Origin of the sequence: Salinivibrio kushneri, assembly GCF_005280275.1 — a bacterium.
Lineage (GTDB): Bacteria > Pseudomonadota > Gammaproteobacteria > Enterobacterales > Vibrionaceae > Salinivibrio > Salinivibrio kushneri.
Window position 1 is genome coordinate 406309 of sequence record NZ_CP040022.1, and the last position, 19041, is coordinate 425349.

The 19041-nt window shown below is 50.3% G+C and carries 13 protein-coding genes; 5 read left to right on the forward strand and 8 right to left on the reverse strand.

Translation table 11 applies throughout. The features are described 5' to 3' along the window. Nucleotides 1-5 precede the first annotated feature (5 nt). The 6 genes from FCN78_RS14910 to FCN78_RS14935 are packed head-to-tail and all read right to left on the reverse strand — an operon-like array spanning nucleotide 6 to nucleotide 8086. Entirely contained in the window at nucleotides 6-2123 is a 2118-nt protein-coding gene (locus FCN78_RS14910) for a type I secretion system permease/ATPase (protein ID WP_069360879.1), read from the reverse strand. Next, nucleotides 2116-4050 (reverse strand): bifunctional diguanylate cyclase/phosphodiesterase, encoded by a 1935-nt coding sequence (locus FCN78_RS14915; RefSeq protein ID WP_069360878.1) that lies wholly within the window; start codon nucleotides 4048-4050, stop codon nucleotides 2116-2118. Before FCN78_RS14915 ends, FCN78_RS14910 begins: the two co-directional genes overlap by 8 nt. A gap of 6 nt (nucleotides 4051-4056) precedes the next feature. Further along, a complete protein-coding gene (locus FCN78_RS14920; protein ID WP_069360877.1) occupies nucleotides 4057-4722 on the reverse strand; it encodes a transglutaminase-like cysteine peptidase in 666 nt (221 codons plus the stop codon). Between the two features lie 13 nt (nucleotides 4723-4735). Next, nucleotides 4736-5344 (reverse strand): OmpA family protein, encoded by a 609-nt coding sequence (locus FCN78_RS14925; protein ID WP_077650704.1) that lies wholly within the window; start codon nucleotides 5342-5344, stop codon nucleotides 4736-4738. After that, on the reverse strand, nucleotides 5341-6669 hold the full coding sequence (locus FCN78_RS14930; RefSeq protein WP_069360875.1) for a TolC family outer membrane protein: 1329 nt from the start codon (nucleotides 6667-6669) through the stop codon (nucleotides 5341-5343). The genes FCN78_RS14925 and FCN78_RS14930 overlap by 4 nt, the downstream gene beginning before the upstream one ends. Before the next feature lie 16 nt (nucleotides 6670-6685). Beyond that, nucleotides 6686-8086, reverse strand: a complete 1401-nt coding sequence (locus FCN78_RS14935) for an HlyD family type I secretion periplasmic adaptor subunit (protein ID WP_069360874.1) — start codon at nucleotides 8084-8086, stop codon at nucleotides 6686-6688. A 244-nt stretch (nucleotides 8087-8330) separates the two neighbouring features. Between FCN78_RS14935 and pdxH the strand changes: the two genes are divergently transcribed. Next, nucleotides 8331-8969 (forward strand): pyridoxamine 5'-phosphate oxidase, encoded by a 639-nt coding sequence (gene pdxH / locus FCN78_RS14940; RefSeq protein ID WP_069360872.1) that lies wholly within the window; start codon nucleotides 8331-8333, stop codon nucleotides 8967-8969. Between the two features lie 96 nt (nucleotides 8970-9065). Here the strand turns inward: pdxH and FCN78_RS14945 are convergent, their stop codons facing one another. Continuing rightward, nucleotides 9066-9764, reverse strand: a complete 699-nt coding sequence (locus FCN78_RS14945; RefSeq protein ID WP_077458848.1) for a helix-turn-helix transcriptional regulator — start codon at nucleotides 9762-9764, stop codon at nucleotides 9066-9068. A gap of 436 nt (nucleotides 9765-10200) precedes the next feature. Continuing rightward, on the reverse strand, nucleotides 10201-12054 hold the full coding sequence (locus FCN78_RS14950; RefSeq protein WP_069360870.1) for an SUMF1/EgtB/PvdO family nonheme iron enzyme: 1854 nt from the start codon (nucleotides 12052-12054) through the stop codon (nucleotides 10201-10203). Between the two features lie 574 nt (nucleotides 12055-12628). Between FCN78_RS14950 and FCN78_RS14955 the strand changes: the two genes are divergently transcribed. The 4 genes from FCN78_RS14955 to putP all read left to right on the forward strand — a co-directional run bounded on the left by FCN78_RS14955 (nucleotide 12629) and on the right by putP (nucleotide 19037). Beyond that, nucleotides 12629-13405 (forward strand): helix-turn-helix transcriptional regulator, encoded by a 777-nt coding sequence (locus FCN78_RS14955; protein WP_069360869.1) that lies wholly within the window; start codon nucleotides 12629-12631, stop codon nucleotides 13403-13405. A 232-nt stretch (nucleotides 13406-13637) separates the two neighbouring features. Next, entirely contained in the window at nucleotides 13638-16751 is a 3114-nt protein-coding gene (gene putA / locus FCN78_RS14960; protein ID WP_077658913.1) for a bifunctional proline dehydrogenase/L-glutamate gamma-semialdehyde dehydrogenase PutA, read from the forward strand. A 31-nt stretch (nucleotides 16752-16782) separates the two neighbouring features. Next, nucleotides 16783-17493 (forward strand): aldehyde dehydrogenase family protein, encoded by a 711-nt coding sequence (locus FCN78_RS14965; RefSeq protein WP_069360867.1) that lies wholly within the window; start codon nucleotides 16783-16785, stop codon nucleotides 17491-17493. 47 nt (nucleotides 17494-17540) lie between these two features. Beyond that, a complete protein-coding gene (putP, locus tag FCN78_RS14970; RefSeq protein WP_069360866.1) occupies nucleotides 17541-19037 on the forward strand; it encodes a sodium/proline symporter PutP in 1497 nt (498 codons plus the stop codon). The last annotated feature ends 4 nt before the right edge of the window (nucleotides 19038-19041 follow it).

Consider the following 19041-nt stretch of genomic DNA (forward strand, 5'->3'; position numbering starts at 1 on the left):
AACTGTTAGCCAACCTTACGGATTTTCCCTTCTTTTAAGGCTTGAAGTACCGCTTTTTTCGGGCCATCTGCGACCACACATCCTTCCTCCATCACAATAAGACGGTCAACCACATCCAGCATGCTGGTTTTGTGGGTACTGAGAATGAGTGTCTCCTCTCTGCGTAAATCTTTTAGCTGGGTCTTAATGAACTGCTCTGTGCGGTTATCCATCTGACTGGTTGGCTCGTCGAGTAAAACCACCGGTGGGCGGCCTAAAAAGGCGCGAGCAATTGCAACGGCTTGCCGTTGTCCCCCGGACAATAAGGCACCGCCTTCTCCAACCTGTCTTTCTAGTCCAGAGGCATGGCGTTGGGTGAAACTTAACACACCGGAACGGGTCGCGGCGTCCATAATATCAATATCATCAGCGAGTGGTTGGCCTAGGGTCATATTGTCTCTGATTGAGCCAAAGAATAGGGTCGGCTCTTGAGGAACAAAACCGACATTGCGACGCACGTCGATATAATGAAGCTGTGAGATATCGGTATCATCGATGGCAACCGAGCCTTGGGTGGGAGAATAAAGACCGACTATCAGACGGGCAAGCGTTGTTTTTCCTGAACCCACCCGGCCAATAATACCGACTTTTTCTCCCGGATAAATACGAAAGGACACCTGGCGCAAGGCGAGGGCAGTGGTGTTGGGGTAATGAAAGTCAACGTTGTCGAGTTCGATTTTGCCACGCAGCATCGGGCGATGAATATAACGTTTACCCTCGGTTTGTTCCGTGGGCAATGCCATGAGTTGGTCGATAATATCGAGTGCTGATTTTGCTTGGTGATAGCGCGTGGATAACAAAGATAGCTGAACCAAGGGCGCTACCGCTCTTGAGCTGAGCATGCTTGCCGCAATCAATCCCCCCATTGTCAGTTCGCCTGCGGCTATTTGGTAGACACCAAATACAATCATACTGACGATGACAAACTGCTGAACAAAACTGGCCGAGTTATGGACCGAGTCTGTGAGACGACGTGTTTTGATGCTCCAGTTTGCCATATGGGCAACGGCTTCTTCCCAGCGATACTGAAACTGACTCTCTGCCCCGAATATTTTAATGGTCTCAAGCCCTGATAAGCTCTCTATGAGGTTGGCGTTCTTTTGTGAAGAAAGACGTGTCCCTTCCTCAATCGTGCGCCTCAGGGGCTTTTGGATCAGCCATGCGTGGATAACCAGTAACGTAACCGCAATGATAGGGACGATCACCAAAGGACCGGCGACAAACCAAATCACGAGTAAGAAAATGATGGCAAAGGGGAGATCGATGAGTGTGGATATCGACGCAGAGGTAAAGAACTCGCGAATGGATTCAAACTCTTGCATATGTCGCGCAAATGCCCCCACTGAAGGTGGTTTGGCGTCCATTCTCACCCCGATGACTTTGGCATAGATACGGGACGAAATAAGCAAATCCGTTTTCTTACCGGCAATATCAATAAAGTAACTACGGAGCAACTTAAGGAGTAAGTCGAAGACAAAAATGACCAAAATCCCACTGGCGAGCACCCAAAGTGAATCGAAGGCCAAGTTAGGCACGATTTTGTCGTAAACGAGACGAGAAAAGAGTGGCACACTGATCGCGAAGGCATTAATAAAGAGTGAGGCGATTAAGACATCTCGGTAAATATGACGCGATTGCCAAAGCGTGCCCCAAAACCAGTGGCTCTCATCCTTCACTTGTGCGTCTGGCGCGCGTTCATCAAAGCGGTATTGCTTTTTCAGTAAAAAAAGGCGTCCCAGATAGGCATCGTTAAGATCATCAAGCATCACCCAACGAGGTGTCATATCCGCATGCGGCAAAACGATTTCCGCACGCCCCTTTTTTGCATCCATTTCGAGTACGACGCACGCGTCGTTATCTTTCATTAGCAAAATGGCTGGGCAGAGCAGCGAAGAGAGGCGTTCGAGCGGCATCGTTTCTTCTTTCGCGACAATCCCCGCTCGTTCAGCCGCGCGGGGAAGTAAAAAAGGTGAGAGGTAGCCGTCGGAGATAGGGAGTCCAGACACAAGGGCATCGGGGGAGTTCGCGTTACCGAAGTAACGCGATACATAAATCAATGATTGCAGGAGCGGATCTTTAACCATGGCTGTCCTGAGTGTTATTGAAGATATAGCCTTGGAAACCATTGACGAAAAGCTCGGAAAGGTGAGCAAGTTGTGCGTCTGTTTCCACGCGTGTCGCGATAGTGGTGATATTTAGGTTATGCGCGGTGCGACAAATTGATGCCAAGACATGCCCTTGGGCATCGTCTTCTATATGGCTGGTATAGGCAAAGTCTATTTTTACGTAATCGGGCTTAAAGCGTTGTAAGTAATCCAAAGACTGGAAGTTGCGACCATAATTATCGACGCCAAATTGGAAGCCTGCTTGGCGGATTTGATCGATCAACAAGCCAGTGTGATCAGCATGACGAACAAAAGCGACCTCTGGGATCTCAAATAACAGTTGGCCGGCCAGTTTGCGGTGCTGATACAAGGTTGTTCCCAACCAACGAATAAACGACGCATTGGTCACACTACTCAAGGTGAGATTCACCGCCAATGGCCCGACACTGGCGTCTTGAGATAATGTCTTAAGCACGTGAGTAATGACATACTTATCGAGGGTCTCACCCAGCTGGAGCTGTTCCACGGCCCCTAAAAAGTGCCCAGCCCCATAATACTGGTCGTCTTTTTCTATCGCAGAAAAGACCTCTTGATGCAGTCGGTTTGATTCGCTGTCTGTGGCGGGTTGGTATTTGAACACAAACAGCTCTTGTGCGACGGCTTCATGCAGCAGTGCTTTCCATTGCTGTTTACCCATTGCAGCGTCACCGATGGATTGGTCAATCAGTACGACAGGGTGCTCTGGCGTATTGCGTGCTTGTGATAAGGCATTATCTGCTTGTGACAGTAGCACGCTGGCATCCTGGTTCCCGCCGCCATTGATAGCTAACCCAACCGCTACCTTAGGTGGCGTGAGGCCGGTCGGATCCGCTTGCATGTCCACGACCATGGCGAGCACACTCTCGCCGAGCAAGCGTAAGTCATCAGGGTCTGAATTCGGGGCTAGGATCACAAATTCATCTTTGCTCAAACGCGCTGCGGTCATGTTGTCGTCGCTGATAATCGTGGTAGTGAGGTTATTCGCAAATTGCTCAACCACACGGTCCCCCGCTTCGAAGCCATGGTTTTTATAGGCCTCCCCAATGAGGTCCACTTTAATTAACGCCATACCGCCAACACCAGACTCGGTTAACCAAGATTTAAGCTGGCCAACATAGAAGCTGCGGTTACCGAGGCCAGATACCGCATCTCGATAGGCGGTTTTACGTAACCGGTCGGCCTCTTTTGCTTGTTGTTCAAAGTAGTTTTTGAGCTGATCGGTCATGACATTAATGGCATTAACCACGGTTTTAAGCTCTGTCGTGGGAGGAAGCGGAATGGGATCACCAAATTTGTTTTTGGCGATTTCGCCCGCTTTGGCCGTAATGCGCGCAAGCGGTCTCAGAGAGCGCTGTAATTGCCAGCCAATGATCACGGACGCAACCAAAAAGATGACCACCATAATGGTCCCCAGTTGGACAAATGATTTCCATAGTTGCTTATATGCATACCCTGGGTGCGCGACCACTTCGACTTCGGCAAGTTGCATCCAACCACTGGTGATGGTTTGTTTTTCTGTGATCACAGGAAAAATATCGAGATCGATAAACCACTGGGGAACGCCCTGAATTTGTACCGGGTACTCGCGAACAATCTCGCTGTTATCTGACAGCAAGGTCAAATTAACCTCGCGGTAAAAGCCGCCATCAAAAAACGCATTGATCACTGACTCGGCGGCGACTTTATCATCCGATTCTAAATAGGGTGCCAAGGCTAACCCCATCGAATTGACCGTGTTGTTGACATCAGAGGTTTGCTGATTGAGTAAAAAGTTGCGAGTGGTATTCAGCTCGATACCGAAGACGGCCAGCACTATGCAGAAGAAAATCACTAGCATCCATGAGAATATTTGGTTGAATAACGTCATCGGTGTTTACCTATCAAATTGTCTAATCGGTTTTTGCATCTTTAAGGTGTCGATACGGCTACGTAAATCATTCCAAAGGCCAAGTCGGGAGGCGTTGCCAGCAAGCTCGCCTTGGCCGCGTTCTTTCATTAACCATAGTCGGCTACCATTAAAGCTATATATAGGAAGCAGGTCGCGTCTTAACGACGCACGTTTAATTGCTGGATCTAAGTTATCGAGTAGCACCGGCTCGGAGGACGGTGTTGGGTAATACGCAACGACCATATGAAATTGGTCGAGACGGATTGCTTTTACGTACACCAGGCGCAGCTTTTTATCATCAATGCCTAACTCGCGAAGCGAAAAGTATTTTGCGATACTAAAATCTTCACAATCACCGGCGGCGGCACCAAGAAACTCTAAAGGCGTTGCCCAGTAGTCTTTTTTTCCCCATAGGTCGATATCATCGACAAAGTACATCTGATTAAAAAAATCATTCACCTTGCGCAGCTTTTCTTGCTCTGATAAGCCTTGGGTCTTTTCCACCATGTTGCGCCATGCCGTGACACGCTTACCCGCGCGTTCACCATAAAAGCTCGATACTTGCCCCACCCAGCGTGACTCTTTGGTGGTCAGACTCATCGCGCTGAGAGAGAGCAACAAACATAACCCGGCAATATGCCATTGCTTCATAAATGGTTTCGCTTTAAGACTGAGGTCGACGCGTGAAGATGGTCCATGCTTTCTCGACATCCCCTTTGAAATTCAATACTTCACCACTGACTCGCCGATACGCGTCGGCTGCCCCACTGCCATGCTTGGCGTCCGTCTCTCCTTTGGCAACCACGTCGATGCGTTGTGGCGTGATACCACGCTCGATAAGCGCACGCTTGACCGTCATAGCTCGACGATAAGAGAGCGCGTGATTGTAGGATGCCGAGCCGCCCGCACTGGCGTGACCGGTTAAACGGAGCGTGGTACCAGGATAATCCATCAGAAAGTCTGCCATAGCGTCGATATTGGTTATAGCGCCCGTCGTCACTTTTGCGGTATTGGAGGCAAAGTACACATCAATTTGTCGTGCTGATGCGGTCGGTGACTGGCGCGCGGCGGTCGGTTGAATGTAATTGGGACAGCCTTGATTATCAATGACGGCGCCGCGTGGTGTGTTGTCGCATCGATCACGGGCGTTGATGACGCCATCTTGATCACTGTCGGTTACATCATGACTTTGCGTGGCCGTAGGGGGTGGAGAGATCGCCACCGTACATCCGGTGACTAGCACAAGAATCAGGCTCAGTCCCAATACTTTCATTCCGTTTCTCCTTCTGTTCCTTGCCACTGTTTGGGTAAGGAGACTCTCAAGGCTTCCAATAAGTGACCGGTATTGTTGAGTAAACGATATTGTGCCAATAAATGATCGTAGTTTGCGTCTAAGTAAGCGCGCCTCGCTTCAAGCAGTTCGTTTTCGGTGTTAAGTAGGTCGAGCAGCGTTCGTCGCCCAATTCTAAATTGTTTTTCATACGCTTGCACTGTGTCCGAGGCGGCATCGACTTGCTGTTGCAAAAGGTCTTTTTGTTGCTCGGTGAGCTGGAATGCACTCCAAGCCAGCCGGGTGCTTTCTTCTAATTGTCGATAGGCGTTATCAAAGATATCTTTGGCACGATTTAACTCATAGGCGCCTCGTCGAATATCGGCTTGATCGCTCCCGCCATTAAACAGTTGATAACGCACGCGTAGCATGGCGCTAAATTCATCACTAAAATCATCCACGCCGCTGACTTCATCCGCCCACGTTTGGCTGACTTCTACACTGATGTTTGGGTGGTGAGCGCCTTTAAACTGTTGATACTGTGACTTTGCCGCTTCAATATCGTATCGCGCTAATTTGAGTAGCGGGTTACGTTTGACGGCTTGTTCAAGGGCACTATCCAGTGAGGTGGGGAGGCGTGTTTTATCAATCACGGGTTGGACTGTGTTGTTCGCGGGCACACCAACCACGCGAAAAAATGCCGTAAAGGCATCTTCTAGGTTGGTTTCAGCGGACAAGAGGTTAGCTTGGGCCCGAGCAACGCGCGCTTGTACCTGCGATAGATCTGCCGTTGAGCCAATGCCTGTGTCCGCCCGGCGGCGAATATCGGCGAGAATTTCTTCGTGTACAGTCATATTCGCGCGAGAAAGGTCGAGTACCTGCTGAGCTTTAAGTATCTCAAGGTACACTTCGGCGACCCGTAGCGCTTTATCGGAGGCATCCGAACGCAGTTGAAAGCGCTGACTCTCTGCCTCATACTGATTACGGGCAATGTTGTTGTGTGTTTGCCCGTCCCACAATAATTGCCGAACATTAAGAGTGGCATCTTTTCGCGCAAAATCGAGGTCATCTTGCGCTTGTGTTGTATCATTATCGATGCGTTCGTAACCCATCCCTGCATTCAAATCCACGTCGGGGAGATAGTCGCCCTCACTGGCCTTGGTTCTCTCACGGAAGCTTTGCAGCTGATGAAAGGCGCCACGCAACTCAGGATCCGTGGCAAGCGTTGTCACCACGGCTTGCTCTAAAGACTGGCTATGAGCCGGTGCGATCACTGCAATTGTTAGGGCGACGCACCAAGAGGGTTGCCAAGGAAAGTGGTAAGCCATAAAGTCTGTTGCCTCTTTATTCACGCAATGCGGTTTTTTGCGCGCGCGTAATGGGATTGAGTAAGTAATCTAAAACCGTACGTTTACCTGTGATAATGTCCACGGAGGCCGTCATGCCGGGAATAATGGGTAAGCTGGTTTCTTTGCCCAAGCTGTCTTTTTCGGCACGTATCTTAGCCAGATAAAAACTGTTGCCTTCTTCGTCTTCGATGGTATCGGCACTGATGGTTTCAAGCCTGCCATCCAGTCCGCCATAGACGGTAAAATCATAGGCGCTGAATTTGACCACTGCATTGAGTCCTGGGCGTAAAAAAGCAATATCTTGAGGGGCAATTTTGGCCTCAACCAAGAGGTTATCCTCGGAGGGGACGATCTCTATAATGTCCATGCCTGGTTGGATGACACCGCCGACTGTGTTGACGTGCAGCTTTTTAACCGTTCCATTGACAGGCGAGGTCACCACGGTGCGTGAGACTTTATCCTGCAATCCCACACGCCCTTCAGACATCGTAGCTATTTGCTTCTCTACTTGGTTTAGTTGTTCTTGCTGGTCGGTGCGAAACGTTAAAGCGACATCGATACGTTGGAAAACGGCTTCGCGCAGTGCTGAGACCACAGAAGGGAGAGAAAGCTGTGCTGAGGATAATTCACGCTGTGTATCATTGAGTTGACGCTGCAGCTTAAGCAAGTCGATTTTGGGCACAACGCCTTCATCGGCAAGTGGGCGCGTGATGTCCAGCTCCTCTTGCGCAAATGCTTGGCTTTGTTCGAGATTCGCGATCCGAGACTCTAATTCGACAAGCTCTTGTTCCTTTTGCCGGATCTTTTGCGCGGTAACGTAGAGCTGATTTTGAATATTAGACAGCTGCTCTTGATATCGCGCTTGTGTCTGTTTGATCAAATCAGGGCGTTTTGTGGTAAAGACATCCGGAAACGAGAGTGGTTGGCGCTCCAGCAGGATACTTTCTCGCCATTGCTCAAAAGGCGCAGTTTCATCAACACGAATCGCGGTGAGCAACGCTTGCAGACGCAATTTATCTGCACGTAAACCGAGCAACTCTTGTTCTCTTTCTCGGAAGTTGGCGCGAAAGAGGGTATCGTCAATGAGGATAAGCCGTTGCCCTTTTTTTACCTTGTCGCCTTCTTTGACCAGGAGCGCTTTGACTAAGCCCCCTTCAAGGTTTTGCACCACTTGAAGTTGTGAAGAGGGAATCACTTTTCCTTGTCCGACGGTCACTTTGTCGAGTTGTGCTTGCGATGCCCACGCCGTGGCGACAACTAGAAACAGCACGATAGTCCATAGCAAAACACGCGCACTTTTCGGCGTGTTGAGCAAAAGTGCAGCCGTCTTGTCATCGATGTAATCGAGGTGCTCATCTCGGGGCAAGGTCGCGCGAGATTTATCACGTATCGCCATCTGACCCCCATCAGGTGTTTCACTTCTTTCAAGCTTAGCCTATGGTGCTGATTTTTTGCAGACTTTATCAGGCTTTGAATGGATAAGTGCGACGAGCGTATAGATGGCTCGCGTTGCTAAACCTGAGAAATCAAAAGCGTCGCGATCACTGATCCCTGTTTCTGTCGCCACGGTAATAAATTGCACTTGTGTATCGGTAGGTACCTGCGCAAAATAGTTGAAAATAAACGAATTGGAGAAAGCAATGGAGTTGTCAGACATTCGAAGAGAGTACACCCAAGGGGGATTACGTCGTGATGATTTACCCGATGCGCCCATGGATTTATTTGGCCAGTGGTTGCAACAAGCCATTGATACCCAAGTGCCAGATCCAACCGCAATGACTGTCGCCACGGTTGATGAAGATGGACAACCTTTTCAGCGCATCGTTTTGCTTAAAGACTTTAATCAAGAGGGGTTTGTGTTTTACACCAACTTGGGAAGTCGCAAAGCGCTGCATTTGAAAAAAAACAGCAAGATTAGCTTGCACTTTCCTTGGCATTTTATCGAGCGACAAGTCCATATTATGGGGGAAGCGGAGCCTCTGAGTAAAAAGGAGGTGTTTAAGTATTTCACTTCTCGCCCCAAAGAAAGCCAGATCGCGGCATGGGCGAGCAAACAAAGCGAACGTTTATCAGCACGCTCGGCGTTAGAAGGCAAGTTTTTGGAGCTGAAAAAACAGTTCGAGAAAGGGGAAGTGCCTGTCCCTACATTCTGGGGCGGTTATCGCATCAAGCCTAAAAGCATTGAGTTTTGGCAAGGTGGCGAGCACCGCTTACACGATCGTTTCTTATATCAACGGCAAGAGGATGACAACTGGGCGATTGAGCGCTTAGCGCCATAGCCGCCCCTTTGATGATAGCGACGAGGGACATCTTAGCGCCCTCATCGCGCAGGACTGGCGGCAAGATGGCGCACTGTTGAACTGGGCGCTGTCTGATTAACCTCGTAGCACCACAGACAATTGCTGGGTTAACAAGCTTTCTGGAATCGCGGAGCCAAATCCCTGCGCGAGCGCATGCTCGAGTAAGCCTGCTTTGGAGTCGACATCGAACTTTTCACGTAAATGCGCAAAGTGATTTTCGATGGTTTTGACGGATACCGACAATGTCTGCGCGATCAATTGCGGTTTCTTGCCATGCAGATGAAGGAACAGTACCTCCCGCTCTCGCGATGTCAGGTGTACCTGAGCTTCACCATGATGATGATCGGATAACGCCTGTTCAGGGTGAGTGACTGCACGGCACACCCAATGTCCCACTTCTAAAATGGCGGTGTCGCTCAGCTCCTGGCCACAGAACATGACCCCACAAATATGCCCCTGTTCATTGAACCAAGGCGTTTTGGTAAACAGGTGCGCATGCCAACGGCCATTGGCATAGGGATGAATATCGAGCACACGGAGTCGCTTGCCTGTTTTCATCACGTATTGGTCTTGCGCTTGAAATTGATCGGCACAACGCGTGGTGGGGCAGGGCATATCATGATCTGTCTTGCCTATGCAGTCTTGCGGTTGTTTGAGGCCCACAAGACGGCAGTATTCACTATTGGCGTAAACAAATACCGATTGTGTATCTTTGCAGCCCCAGCAGCCGGGTAATTGCTCGAGCATAGACAGAGCAGGAGGAACGTGATTCATATCGCTTACCCATTCATTGTTATTATTATTGGACGTCATCGCCCACCAAGATATAGAAAAACGGACACGTTATTGGAGCATAAAAAAAAGCCGGCATAAAGCCGGCAAAGACAAGATTTCCCCAAAGGGAGTTATCCTGTACGACGTGTAGAAGAGGTTGTTTAGATAATTCACTGGTATCATGAGGGTTGTTGATACAAGATCGTTATCTAACTGCACCTAACAGTGTTAGGAACTGCAAACGCGTCTATCGGGACAAATTGCGTTTACGGGGTCTACTATATCCAGAAGACTAGACGTTGGGTAGGGGGGATTTGACCTATTGACATTGAGTAAAGCAACTTAATATCAAGATTGTTGATTTTATCTTACTCGAAAAAACGCCGCTAACGAGTAGCGGCGTGTGTTTTCTACTATTGTGATGAGGCGAGTGAGATCAAGGTGTTTTGATATCTCGCACCACGCGGAACCCAAGGTAATTGGCGCTGGTGTTCTCTCCTAACTCCAAACGCTCGGAAACGCGAGAGCGTTGAGGTGAAAAGTTCCACGCACCGCCGCGAGCAATAGGGGTATCATTGCTTACCCACTCCCAAACATTGCCTGCGGTGTCATAAACACCGAACGGGTTAGGCGGAAAGCTTTTAACCGGCGAGGTGCGGTCGTTTGACCATACCGTGCCGCTCCAGCCGGTATTGGCGTTGCCGACACCGATTTCATTGCCCCACCAGTAATCGCTTTCCGTGCCACCACGGGCAGCAACTTCCCACTCAACGTCGTTTGGAAGCGCGTAGCGCTGGCCCGTTTGCTGACTTAGCCACTCGGTGTAAGCCTCGGCATCATCTTTATTGACACAAACGACTGGGGAGTCGGCCGCTTGATCAAAGCCGGGTTGACGCCAGTCTGTATCCAAGCTTTGGTTGATCTCGCCATTTACCAGCTTATCGCAGCCATTACCTTGTTCGGCTGCGGTGACATAACCGGAGGCGGTGACAAAGGCGTCAAACTGCTCTACCGTGACGGGTGTGGCGCCCATCGCAAATGATTGCTGAATAGCCACATTTTCACGTGCATCTGGCCCGACTTTGTATTCGCCAGCGCCGATCACCACCATTTGCGGTGCTTCGAGATTATTGGCAACAGGGTCGGTAAACTTTTTTCCTGGGCTAGGGGGCTGATTAGGTTGCTCTTTCAGTTTGGCCCACACTACCTGGTCTTTACCGAGGTAAACTTCGCGATCATAAGGCATAAAACCAGGCTTAGTGACCGTTAAGTCATGGTTACCCACTGGTAGCATGAGTTCTACCGGTGTGCTTCCGTATGACACATCATTAATGGTCACACTGTCATCGTAACGATTAGAGCGTATCGTCACGTTAACCCAGCGTTTCGCCTGCTGTTTACGATTGGCTTGCTGCTGTGCTTGGGTGGTTTCAACACAGTATCTGTCTTCAAGATCAAGCAGTCGACATGCCGCCGTTTTATCAGGACGGCTTACCAGCTCGGCTTTGATACGTGTTGTGTAGTCCATGCCACCGGTAAAGCCTGCGTCAACGACTTCACTGTTAGTGACGTGGATATTAAACGCCACTTTATCGATGTTTTGCTTCACGGCATTGGATTCGGTGACAAAGTCCGTTACCTGGCCTCGGAAGTCACGAATCGCTTTTTGCATGGTCAGCGTTTCACCTTGGTTCGCGCACGCCGACAATGTCATGTTGGGTGAACAGGTCAAGCTATGGACAACTTCAATCGTGTCTTTTTGGGTGAGTTCTTTACGTAGACGCTCTGCACGTGCTTCGCGCATGGCCTCATGTAAATTCTCAAGGGTGGTTGCCAATAAGGCTTGTTCTCGTTCAAGTTTCGCCAGTCGTTTCTTCTGCTCAATAATGGCGGACTCGTTGGCAGCTTGTTTTTGCTGGTGATTGTTCACCTGCTGCCATGCTTGTTGGTAGGCCTGCTGATACGGGCTGATATCTGTGCTCGGGTCAGCGATTAAATCCTGAAATTTCGCATCCAGCTCTGCTTTAGCATTACTGCGTTTGCGCTTCAGGTTACTCAGTTCATCTTCTAACGTCGCGCGCTTGACCAAAAGGTCATCCAATTTCGCCTGCTGCAGAGCCAGTTCATCGTTTCGAGTCTCCAACGTTTCTTCTTTATCGCGGAGCTTCTCAACCAACTCACTGACCGGATCGAGATTATCAGCGGAAGACGCGTTTTCAGCGAACGCCAACTCGGTTAGCAGTAGGGGAGGGAGCGCTAAGCATAACGCTTTTATATATTTCGTTGTCATAGTTCCCTTGCTTACGCATGTCGCAATAATAATACCTATGTCCAAAAAGTAGACTATCACGGAAACCCGCGTTGCCACGCAAACCGTGCTAATTATTTGACGGCAGTCAGCATTCTGCGACGTGATCGGTGCAACTGTGCTCATGGTTTTTATGTTTATGCGAGATTACCTTAAGCGGTGGCTTGCTTCAAATAAGATTGCGTGACGGCACAATAAAACGGAAGAATGATCAAGGTGTTGATCCCCTCGAAACAATGATCAAGTAAGTGATATTTCCATCGAATAAAAAGTAAGTCGTTGAATTTTATGTTATTTACATATATCAGAGGTGGGTTTTTTATCGCATTGTTCTCGATATTACCCCGATCAACGTGCAATACATGAGGGATCCTTCGCATTTTTAGCGTCAAAATGACATAGGCCGTAAAAAATACACTACTTGATCATTGTTCCGCAACGTTGAGAATACGCATAGAGAATCCAGTCGCACACGGGTGACAAGCGTGCCAGAATAATGAAGGAGGAAGTTGAATGGTTGACGGCAAACCCGTAATCCGCACCGAGAGGGAGAGCCATGGTGACAAAAACACCCAAAGTCTCTGAAGTGATCGCCTTACCTCGACAACAGCTTCACCATAGCCATGAGTACAAGCAGGTCGTGATTGGTCTGCAAGGGCAAACGGAATTCGATGTTGATGGGCGAGGTAGTCTGGTTGGCCCAGGCCAAGGCTGTTTGGTGGGAGAATCACAAGAGCATGCTTTTACCGGGGTGGGACGTAATGAAATTCTGGTGATTAACCTTCCATACCAAGAATGGGTGGGGCATGCATCCATGCATGACAACATTGCGCGTTTGTTTAGTCGCGAGCCTTACTTCCAGCTCGACACCCATGCACAAACGCTGATCAAGGCGCTGACAGCCGAGATGATCGCCAACCCATCTGATTTACTGCTGAGCCGCGCATGTGCTGATACGCTGATGTGTGTATTACATCGCCATTTCCGTGATCATGTTTCGCCGCGACGAGATGGCCATCGCTTAAACATGGATATCATTGACCGTTATATTCACCAGCACATCAGCCGCAAGATCACGGTAGCGCAGCTAGCAGGCAGTGTGTTTCTGGCTGAAAGCCAATTCCACCAGTTATTTAAAGAGCAGGTGGGCACCACGCCGCATCAATATGTGCTTGAAAAACGCTTTGCTTTAGCGAAACAACTGATTAAAGAAAGTGAGTTGACCATGGCACAAATTGCCGATAGTTGCGGTTTCTCTAGCCAGAGTGGTTTCACCAATGCGTTTTCTCGCTATTTTGGCCTCTCTCCTGCCAGGTTTAAGGGCTCGGTTTAAGCGTGGCCCGATGTGCTGTCGCCGTCTCCGGCATCAATAATATGCGCGTCTTTTGTTATGCCATTATGGCGATCGACCGCTTTATTTGTTAATCATCGGAGGATTTTGCAATAATGCCGGTGTATTTTGTAAGACCCTACTGATAGACCACGCATAGAATCGATCGCAAAGTAACAATGACGTAACATTTTTTCCTGCCCGAGTTTGGGAGGACGTGAGTGAGGATACCACTATGTTTAAAGCCATCGATGCTATGCAGCCCTCGTTTATCGAGCGCCCACTGGCGCAGCTCTGGTCTGAAATCTCGCCGCTGTATTGCGTTGACGAAAGCCTATGGCTTCAACAGTTAATTCCCCTAGCGGAAGCCACTGACAGTGAGCGTGAGCAAACTCGTCGTCAAGCCACGCAGTTAATTGAGCAAGTGCGGGCGGATAAAAAAGCGGTCCAAATGATTGATGCGCTCTTGCTGGAGTACAGCCTGGATACGCGTGAGGGGATTTTGTTGATGTGCCTGGCTGAAGCGCTGATGCGGATCCCTGATTCGCACACCGCCGATGCCCTTATCCGTGACAAACTGAGTGTTGCAGATTGGAAAGCGCACTTGCGCCATTCCGACTCCTTGTTTGTGAATGCCTCAACCTGGGGGCTGATGCTCACTGGAAAAGTGGTGACCTTGGATGAAAGCACGGAGGGCAAGCCGACGTCGGTGATCAACCGCCTCGTGAACAAAATGTCCGAGCCGGTGATTCGTCAAGCCATGCACCAAGCGATGAAAATCATGGGTCACCAGTTCGTGCTTGGCCGTGATATTGATGAAGCGCAGAAGAACGGTGAGGGTCCACGCAATAACGGCTTTACCTACTCATTCGATATGTTAGGGGAGGCGGCACTTACGCAAGAAGATGCCAAAGCCTACTTAGCGGATTATTTACAAGCGATTGAGTCGGTGGGCGATGCCAAAGCAAGCTATCAAGGCCCATCGCCATCGGTCTCTATCAAGCTGTCGGCTTTGCATCCCCGCTATGAAGCGGCTAACTACGATCGCATGATGGACGAAATGTTCGAGACGGTGCTCGTTCTGCTCAAGCGCGCCCGTGAAAAAGATGTCGCGATCACCATTGATGCTGAAGAAGCGGATCGTCTAGAGCTATCACTGGCACTGTTTGAAAAGCTATACCGCGATCCTGTGGTTAAAGGCTGGGGGAAATTTGGGCTGGTGGTGCAAGCCTATTCAAAACGTGCGCTCCCTGTGATTACTTGGCTAGCGGCCTTAGCGAAAGAGCAAGGCGATGTGATCCCAATGCGGTTAGTAAAAGGCGCTTATTGGGACAGTGAAATTAAACTGTGTCAGCAAACGGGACATCACGGTTATCCGGTATTTACCCGCAAAGAAGGGACAGACGTTTCTTACCTAGCCTGTGCACGCTTCCTACTTAGCGAGCATATACGCGGTCTGATTTATCCGCAATTTGCCAGTCACAACGCCCATACCATAGCCGCGATAGCCTCGATGGCGACCCATCAAGACTTTGAATTTCAGCGCCTTCATGGCATGGGCGACGCGCTGTATAACCATGCGAAAGCCTTGTTTAACACTGAAGTGCGCATTTATGCCCCAGTGGGCAGCCACAAAGACTTGCTCCCTTATTTGGTGCGCCGCTTACTGGAAAATGGCGCAAACAGCTCTTTTGTTCACCGCTTGGTTGATGCACGTTGCCCGATTGACGATCTGATTGCGGATCCTGTCGATACACTGCGCGCTAACCCAACACTGCATAACGATCGTATCCCCTTGCCGTTAGATATCTTTGGCGCGTCGCGTAAGAACTCTCAAGGCGTAGCCACTGATATCGACTCAGAATGGCAGCCTTTCACCGCAAGCGTTGCGCCTTTTATGGGCGCGCACCAATGGCAGGCCGGCCCCATTGTCAATGGCCAGCGTCTGGCTGGCGATACGCATCCTATCGCTGCGCCTTATGATCGCGAAGAGCCAGTCGGTCACGTTGACTGGGCGACGTCTGACCAAGTCAACAATGCACTCGATATTGCCGCGAATGCTTACCCAGAGTGGTCGAAAACAGCGGTCAGTGAGCGTGGTAAGTACTTACTTGACTTGGCTGATAAACTTGAAGCGAATTTAGGTGAGCTGGTGGCGATTTGTCATCGCGAAGCCGGTAAAACGATTCACGACAGCATTGATGAAGTGCGTGAAGCGGTCGACTTTTTGCGCTACTACCCCGAGCAGGCCAAAGCATTGCAGGGCGAGCCGCTTTCATACACAGGGTTTGACGGCCAGATGCAGTCCGTGAGCTATCAAGGTCGTGGTGTCTTTACCTGTATTAGCCCGTGGAACTTCCCATTAGCTATCTTTTTGGGGCAAGTCAGCGCGGCGCTGGTAGCTGGTAATACCGTGGTGGCAAAACCGGCAGAGCAAACATCCATTATCGCTTATCGCGCGATTGAGTTGCTACTTGAAACCGGGATCCCAACTGGCGTTATCCAACTGCTTCCAGGCAGTGGGCCTGTGGTAGGGGCGCCATTAACCGAAGATAGCCGCATTGCCGGTGTGGCGTTTACAGGGTCTACCCCGACCGCACAACGTATTACACGCACGTTAGCCGAGCGCGACGCTGATCCTGTGCCTGTGGTGGCAGAAACTGGCGGACAAAACGCCATGCTGGTAGACAGTACCGCGTTACCTGAGCAAGTGGTGCGTGATGTATTGCGTTCCGCGTTTGCCTCGGCGGGGCAGCGTTGTTCAGCTCTGCGCGTTTTATACATTCAAGAAGATATCGCAGACCGTGTGATTAGCCTGATTAAAGGCGCAATGGCTGAGTTGTCGGTGGGGCGACCAGAGCGGCTTTCTACTGATGTGGGGCCGGTGATTGATCAAACCGCGAAAGACAAATTGCTTGCTCACATTGAACAAATGAAGCGCAGTGGCAAATTAGTCACCCAGGTACCGCTTTCGGCTGAGTGCGACAAAGGTACCTTTGTCCCACCGACAGCTTTTGAAATTCGCAGCATTGACCAACTGAGCGAAGAGCACTTTGGCCCGATTTTGCACATTGTTCGCTATCGCGCCAACGAACTCGACAAAGTGATTGATGATATCAACCGTACTGGTTTCGGCCTGACAATGGGTGTGCATAGCCGTAATGAAACCACGTGTGCCCACATCGAGTACCGCGCGCGCGTCGGTAACTGCTATGTGAACCGTGATCAAGTCGGTGCCGTGGTTGGGGTTCAGCCTTTTGGTGGCCGTGGCCTGTCAGGCACTGGCCCGAAAGCAGGTGGTCCCCATTATCTCTACCGCTTTACACAAGCGTCAGTAAACGTTCAATAAATCGGTTGGTATCAAGATCAGGAGAAGCGTGATGGAGCAATTAAATAACGTTTTAGAGCAGTGTGACGCGGTATGGGAAGACTGGAACGATCAAGCCGTTGCTGGCCGCATCATTTTATTACAGCGGTGGTCTGAAACCGTTGCCGCACGGGGCGATGACTTTGCCCAAGCGGCGAGCATGATCCGTTTTCAGTGCGACAGCGCAGACCGACTGCTCAACAAAGTACATGAATTACCAGGGCCAACGGGGGAGACTAACGAGCTCTATACCGCCGGGCGTGGCACCGTCGTGGTGACAGGCGATGCCTCGCTGACGTCCGTTGCCTTATGTGGCCAGTTAGCCGCCGCCTTGGTCGCTGGTAATTGTGTGGTAGTGAGTGTTGAGGGCACTCACGCTGATATGGTCGACGCTGTACTGGCCGACCTCATTAAAGCCGGATGCCCAGACCGTGTGGCCGTGCGCGTGAGTATTGACGCGCTTAGCGATCTGCTGGTTCATCCGCATATCGTCGGGTTGGCAACGACAGGGGAAGACGCACATGTGCGGCATGTCAATCGCCAACTTGCACAACGACAGGGTGTGATCGCCACACTGGTTGCGGAAACTGACACGGCGCATTATCCCGTGATTGGTTCGCCCGACTATGTGTTGCGTTTTGTGACCGAATGCACCCGAACCATAAATATCACTGCTGTAGGTGGTAATGCCACGCTTCTGGAACTCGGCAGTGGTGAACATTAACTTTCCAGAGATGGCCCCGACTGGGACCATGTAATTGAGGGACAGATATGATAGACAATAGCTATGCCATCAGTGCAACCTTTCTGGCATATCTCATCATGATGCTTGCCATTGGTGTATATGCCTACAAACGCACATCCAACTCCGAAGATTACTTCCTCGGGGGGCGTTCGTTAGGCCCATGGCCCGCCGCCTTGTCAGCGGGTGCATCAGACATGAGTGGTTGGTTGCTGCTTGGCCTGCCTGGCTATGCCTACGCTGCGGGAATGGAATCACTTTGGTTAGCAGGCGGTTTGCTGCTAGGGACTTACCTGAACTGGTTGATTTGTGCCAAGCGCCTGCGTACTTACAGTATTGAAGCAGATAACGCATTGACGTTACCGGAGTTTTTTGCCCGTCGTTTTGAAGACAAATCAAAACTGCTGCAAACCATCTCTGCTTTCTTCATTTTGCTTTTCTTCCTTTTCTATACCAGTTCAGGTTTGGTTGCAGGGGGCAAACTCTTCACCACGGTGTTTGGGTTTGATTACACCACTGCGGTGGTCATTGGCACCATTTGTGTTGTGTCTTATACCTTGTTCGGTGGTTTCTTAGCGGTATCTTGGACTGACTTGGTACAAGGTTTGTTGATGGCGGCAGCCCTGTTGGTCGTGCCCTTCGTTATCATGGACGGTAGCATCTTCAAATTGGGTGGCGACGTAGCGGCGATTAACCCTGAATTGATGACGATCTGGCGTGATGTTGAGGGCGAGCCTCTGTCTTGGATCGGCATTGCATCGCTGGCCGCATGGGGGCTGGGTTACTTTGGACAGCCACACATTTTGGCACGTTTCCAAGCGACCCGTTCAAACAAAGACATTACCACCGCGCGTCGTATTGCGGTTGGCTGGTCTGCGCTTTCAATGTTTGGTGCGGTGCTTATCGGGCTGGTGGGTATTTTGTACGTGCAAAACGACATGACCGGTGACCTGAAGGATGGCGAGAAAATCTTCATGCTTCTCGTTAACGCGGCCTTCCACCCTGTCATCGCCGGTATCCTGCTCGCCGCGATTTTGGCCGCGATCATGAGTACCGCGGATTCACAGCTACTGGTGTCGTCGTCTGCGTTAGCAGAAGATTTCTATAAGCAAGTGTTCCGTCCCGATGCCTCCACGCAAGAAGTGGTCATGGTCGGTCGTGGTGCAGTGATCTTGCTCTCAGCGATTGCGCTTGGCTTAGCGATGGATCCAGAAAGCTCAGTCCTTGGCCTGGTGTCGTATGCATGGGCAGGCTTTGGTGCAGCCTTTGGTCCAGCACTACTGTTAAGCCTGTTCTGGCGTGACATGAACCGAAATGGTGCACTGACTGCGATTCTCGTCGGCGGCGTGACAGTTGTGGTATGGAAACAGCTTTCAGGCGGCATTTTCGATCTGTATGAAATTGTTCCTGGCTTTATCTTCGCGGGACTGGGCGCGATTGTGGTAAGTAAAGCAACCGGTGGCCCAAGCGAGTCGGTAGCCAAGCAATATGAGTCTTATGAAAAGAGTTTAGAAACCATGGCGTAAGCGT

Bases quoted from the DNA above. Each gene is read 5' to 3' on its own strand.
- FCN78_RS14945 (WP_077458848.1), bottom strand. From the start codon at position 9,764: ATGAATCACGTTCCTCCTGCTCTGTCTATGCTCGAGCAATTACCCGGC.
- FCN78_RS14910 (WP_069360879.1), bottom strand. From the start codon at position 2,123: ATGGTTAAAGATCCGCTCCTGCAATCATTGATTTATGTATCGCGTTAC.
- pdxH (WP_069360872.1), top strand. From the start codon at position 8,331: ATGGAGTTGTCAGACATTCGAAGAGAGTACACCCAAGGGGGATTACGT.
- FCN78_RS14955 (WP_069360869.1), top strand. From the start codon at position 12,629: ATGGTGACAAAAACACCCAAAGTCTCTGAAGTGATCGCCTTACCTCGA.
- FCN78_RS14950 (WP_069360870.1), bottom strand. From the start codon at position 12,054: ATGACAACGAAATATATAAAAGCGTTATGCTTAGCGCTCCCTCCCCTA.
- FCN78_RS14965 (WP_069360867.1), top strand. From the start codon at position 16,783: ATGGAGCAATTAAATAACGTTTTAGAGCAGTGTGACGCGGTATGGGAA.
- FCN78_RS14915 (WP_069360878.1), bottom strand. From the start codon at position 4,050: ATGACGTTATTCAACCAAATATTCTCATGGATGCTAGTGATTTTCTTC.
- putP (WP_069360866.1), top strand. From the start codon at position 17,541: ATGATAGACAATAGCTATGCCATCAGTGCAACCTTTCTGGCATATCTC.
- FCN78_RS14930 (WP_069360875.1), bottom strand. From the start codon at position 6,669: ATGGCTTACCACTTTCCTTGGCAACCCTCTTGGTGCGTCGCCCTAACA.
- FCN78_RS14920 (WP_069360877.1), bottom strand. From the start codon at position 4,722: ATGAAGCAATGGCATATTGCCGGGTTATGTTTGTTGCTCTCTCTCAGC.
- FCN78_RS14935 (WP_069360874.1), bottom strand. From the start codon at position 8,086: ATGGCGATACGTGATAAATCTCGCGCGACCTTGCCCCGAGATGAGCAC.
- putA (WP_077658913.1), top strand. From the start codon at position 13,638: ATGTTTAAAGCCATCGATGCTATGCAGCCCTCGTTTATCGAGCGCCCA.
- FCN78_RS14925 (WP_077650704.1), bottom strand. From the start codon at position 5,344: ATGAAAGTATTGGGACTGAGCCTGATTCTTGTGCTAGTCACCGGATGT.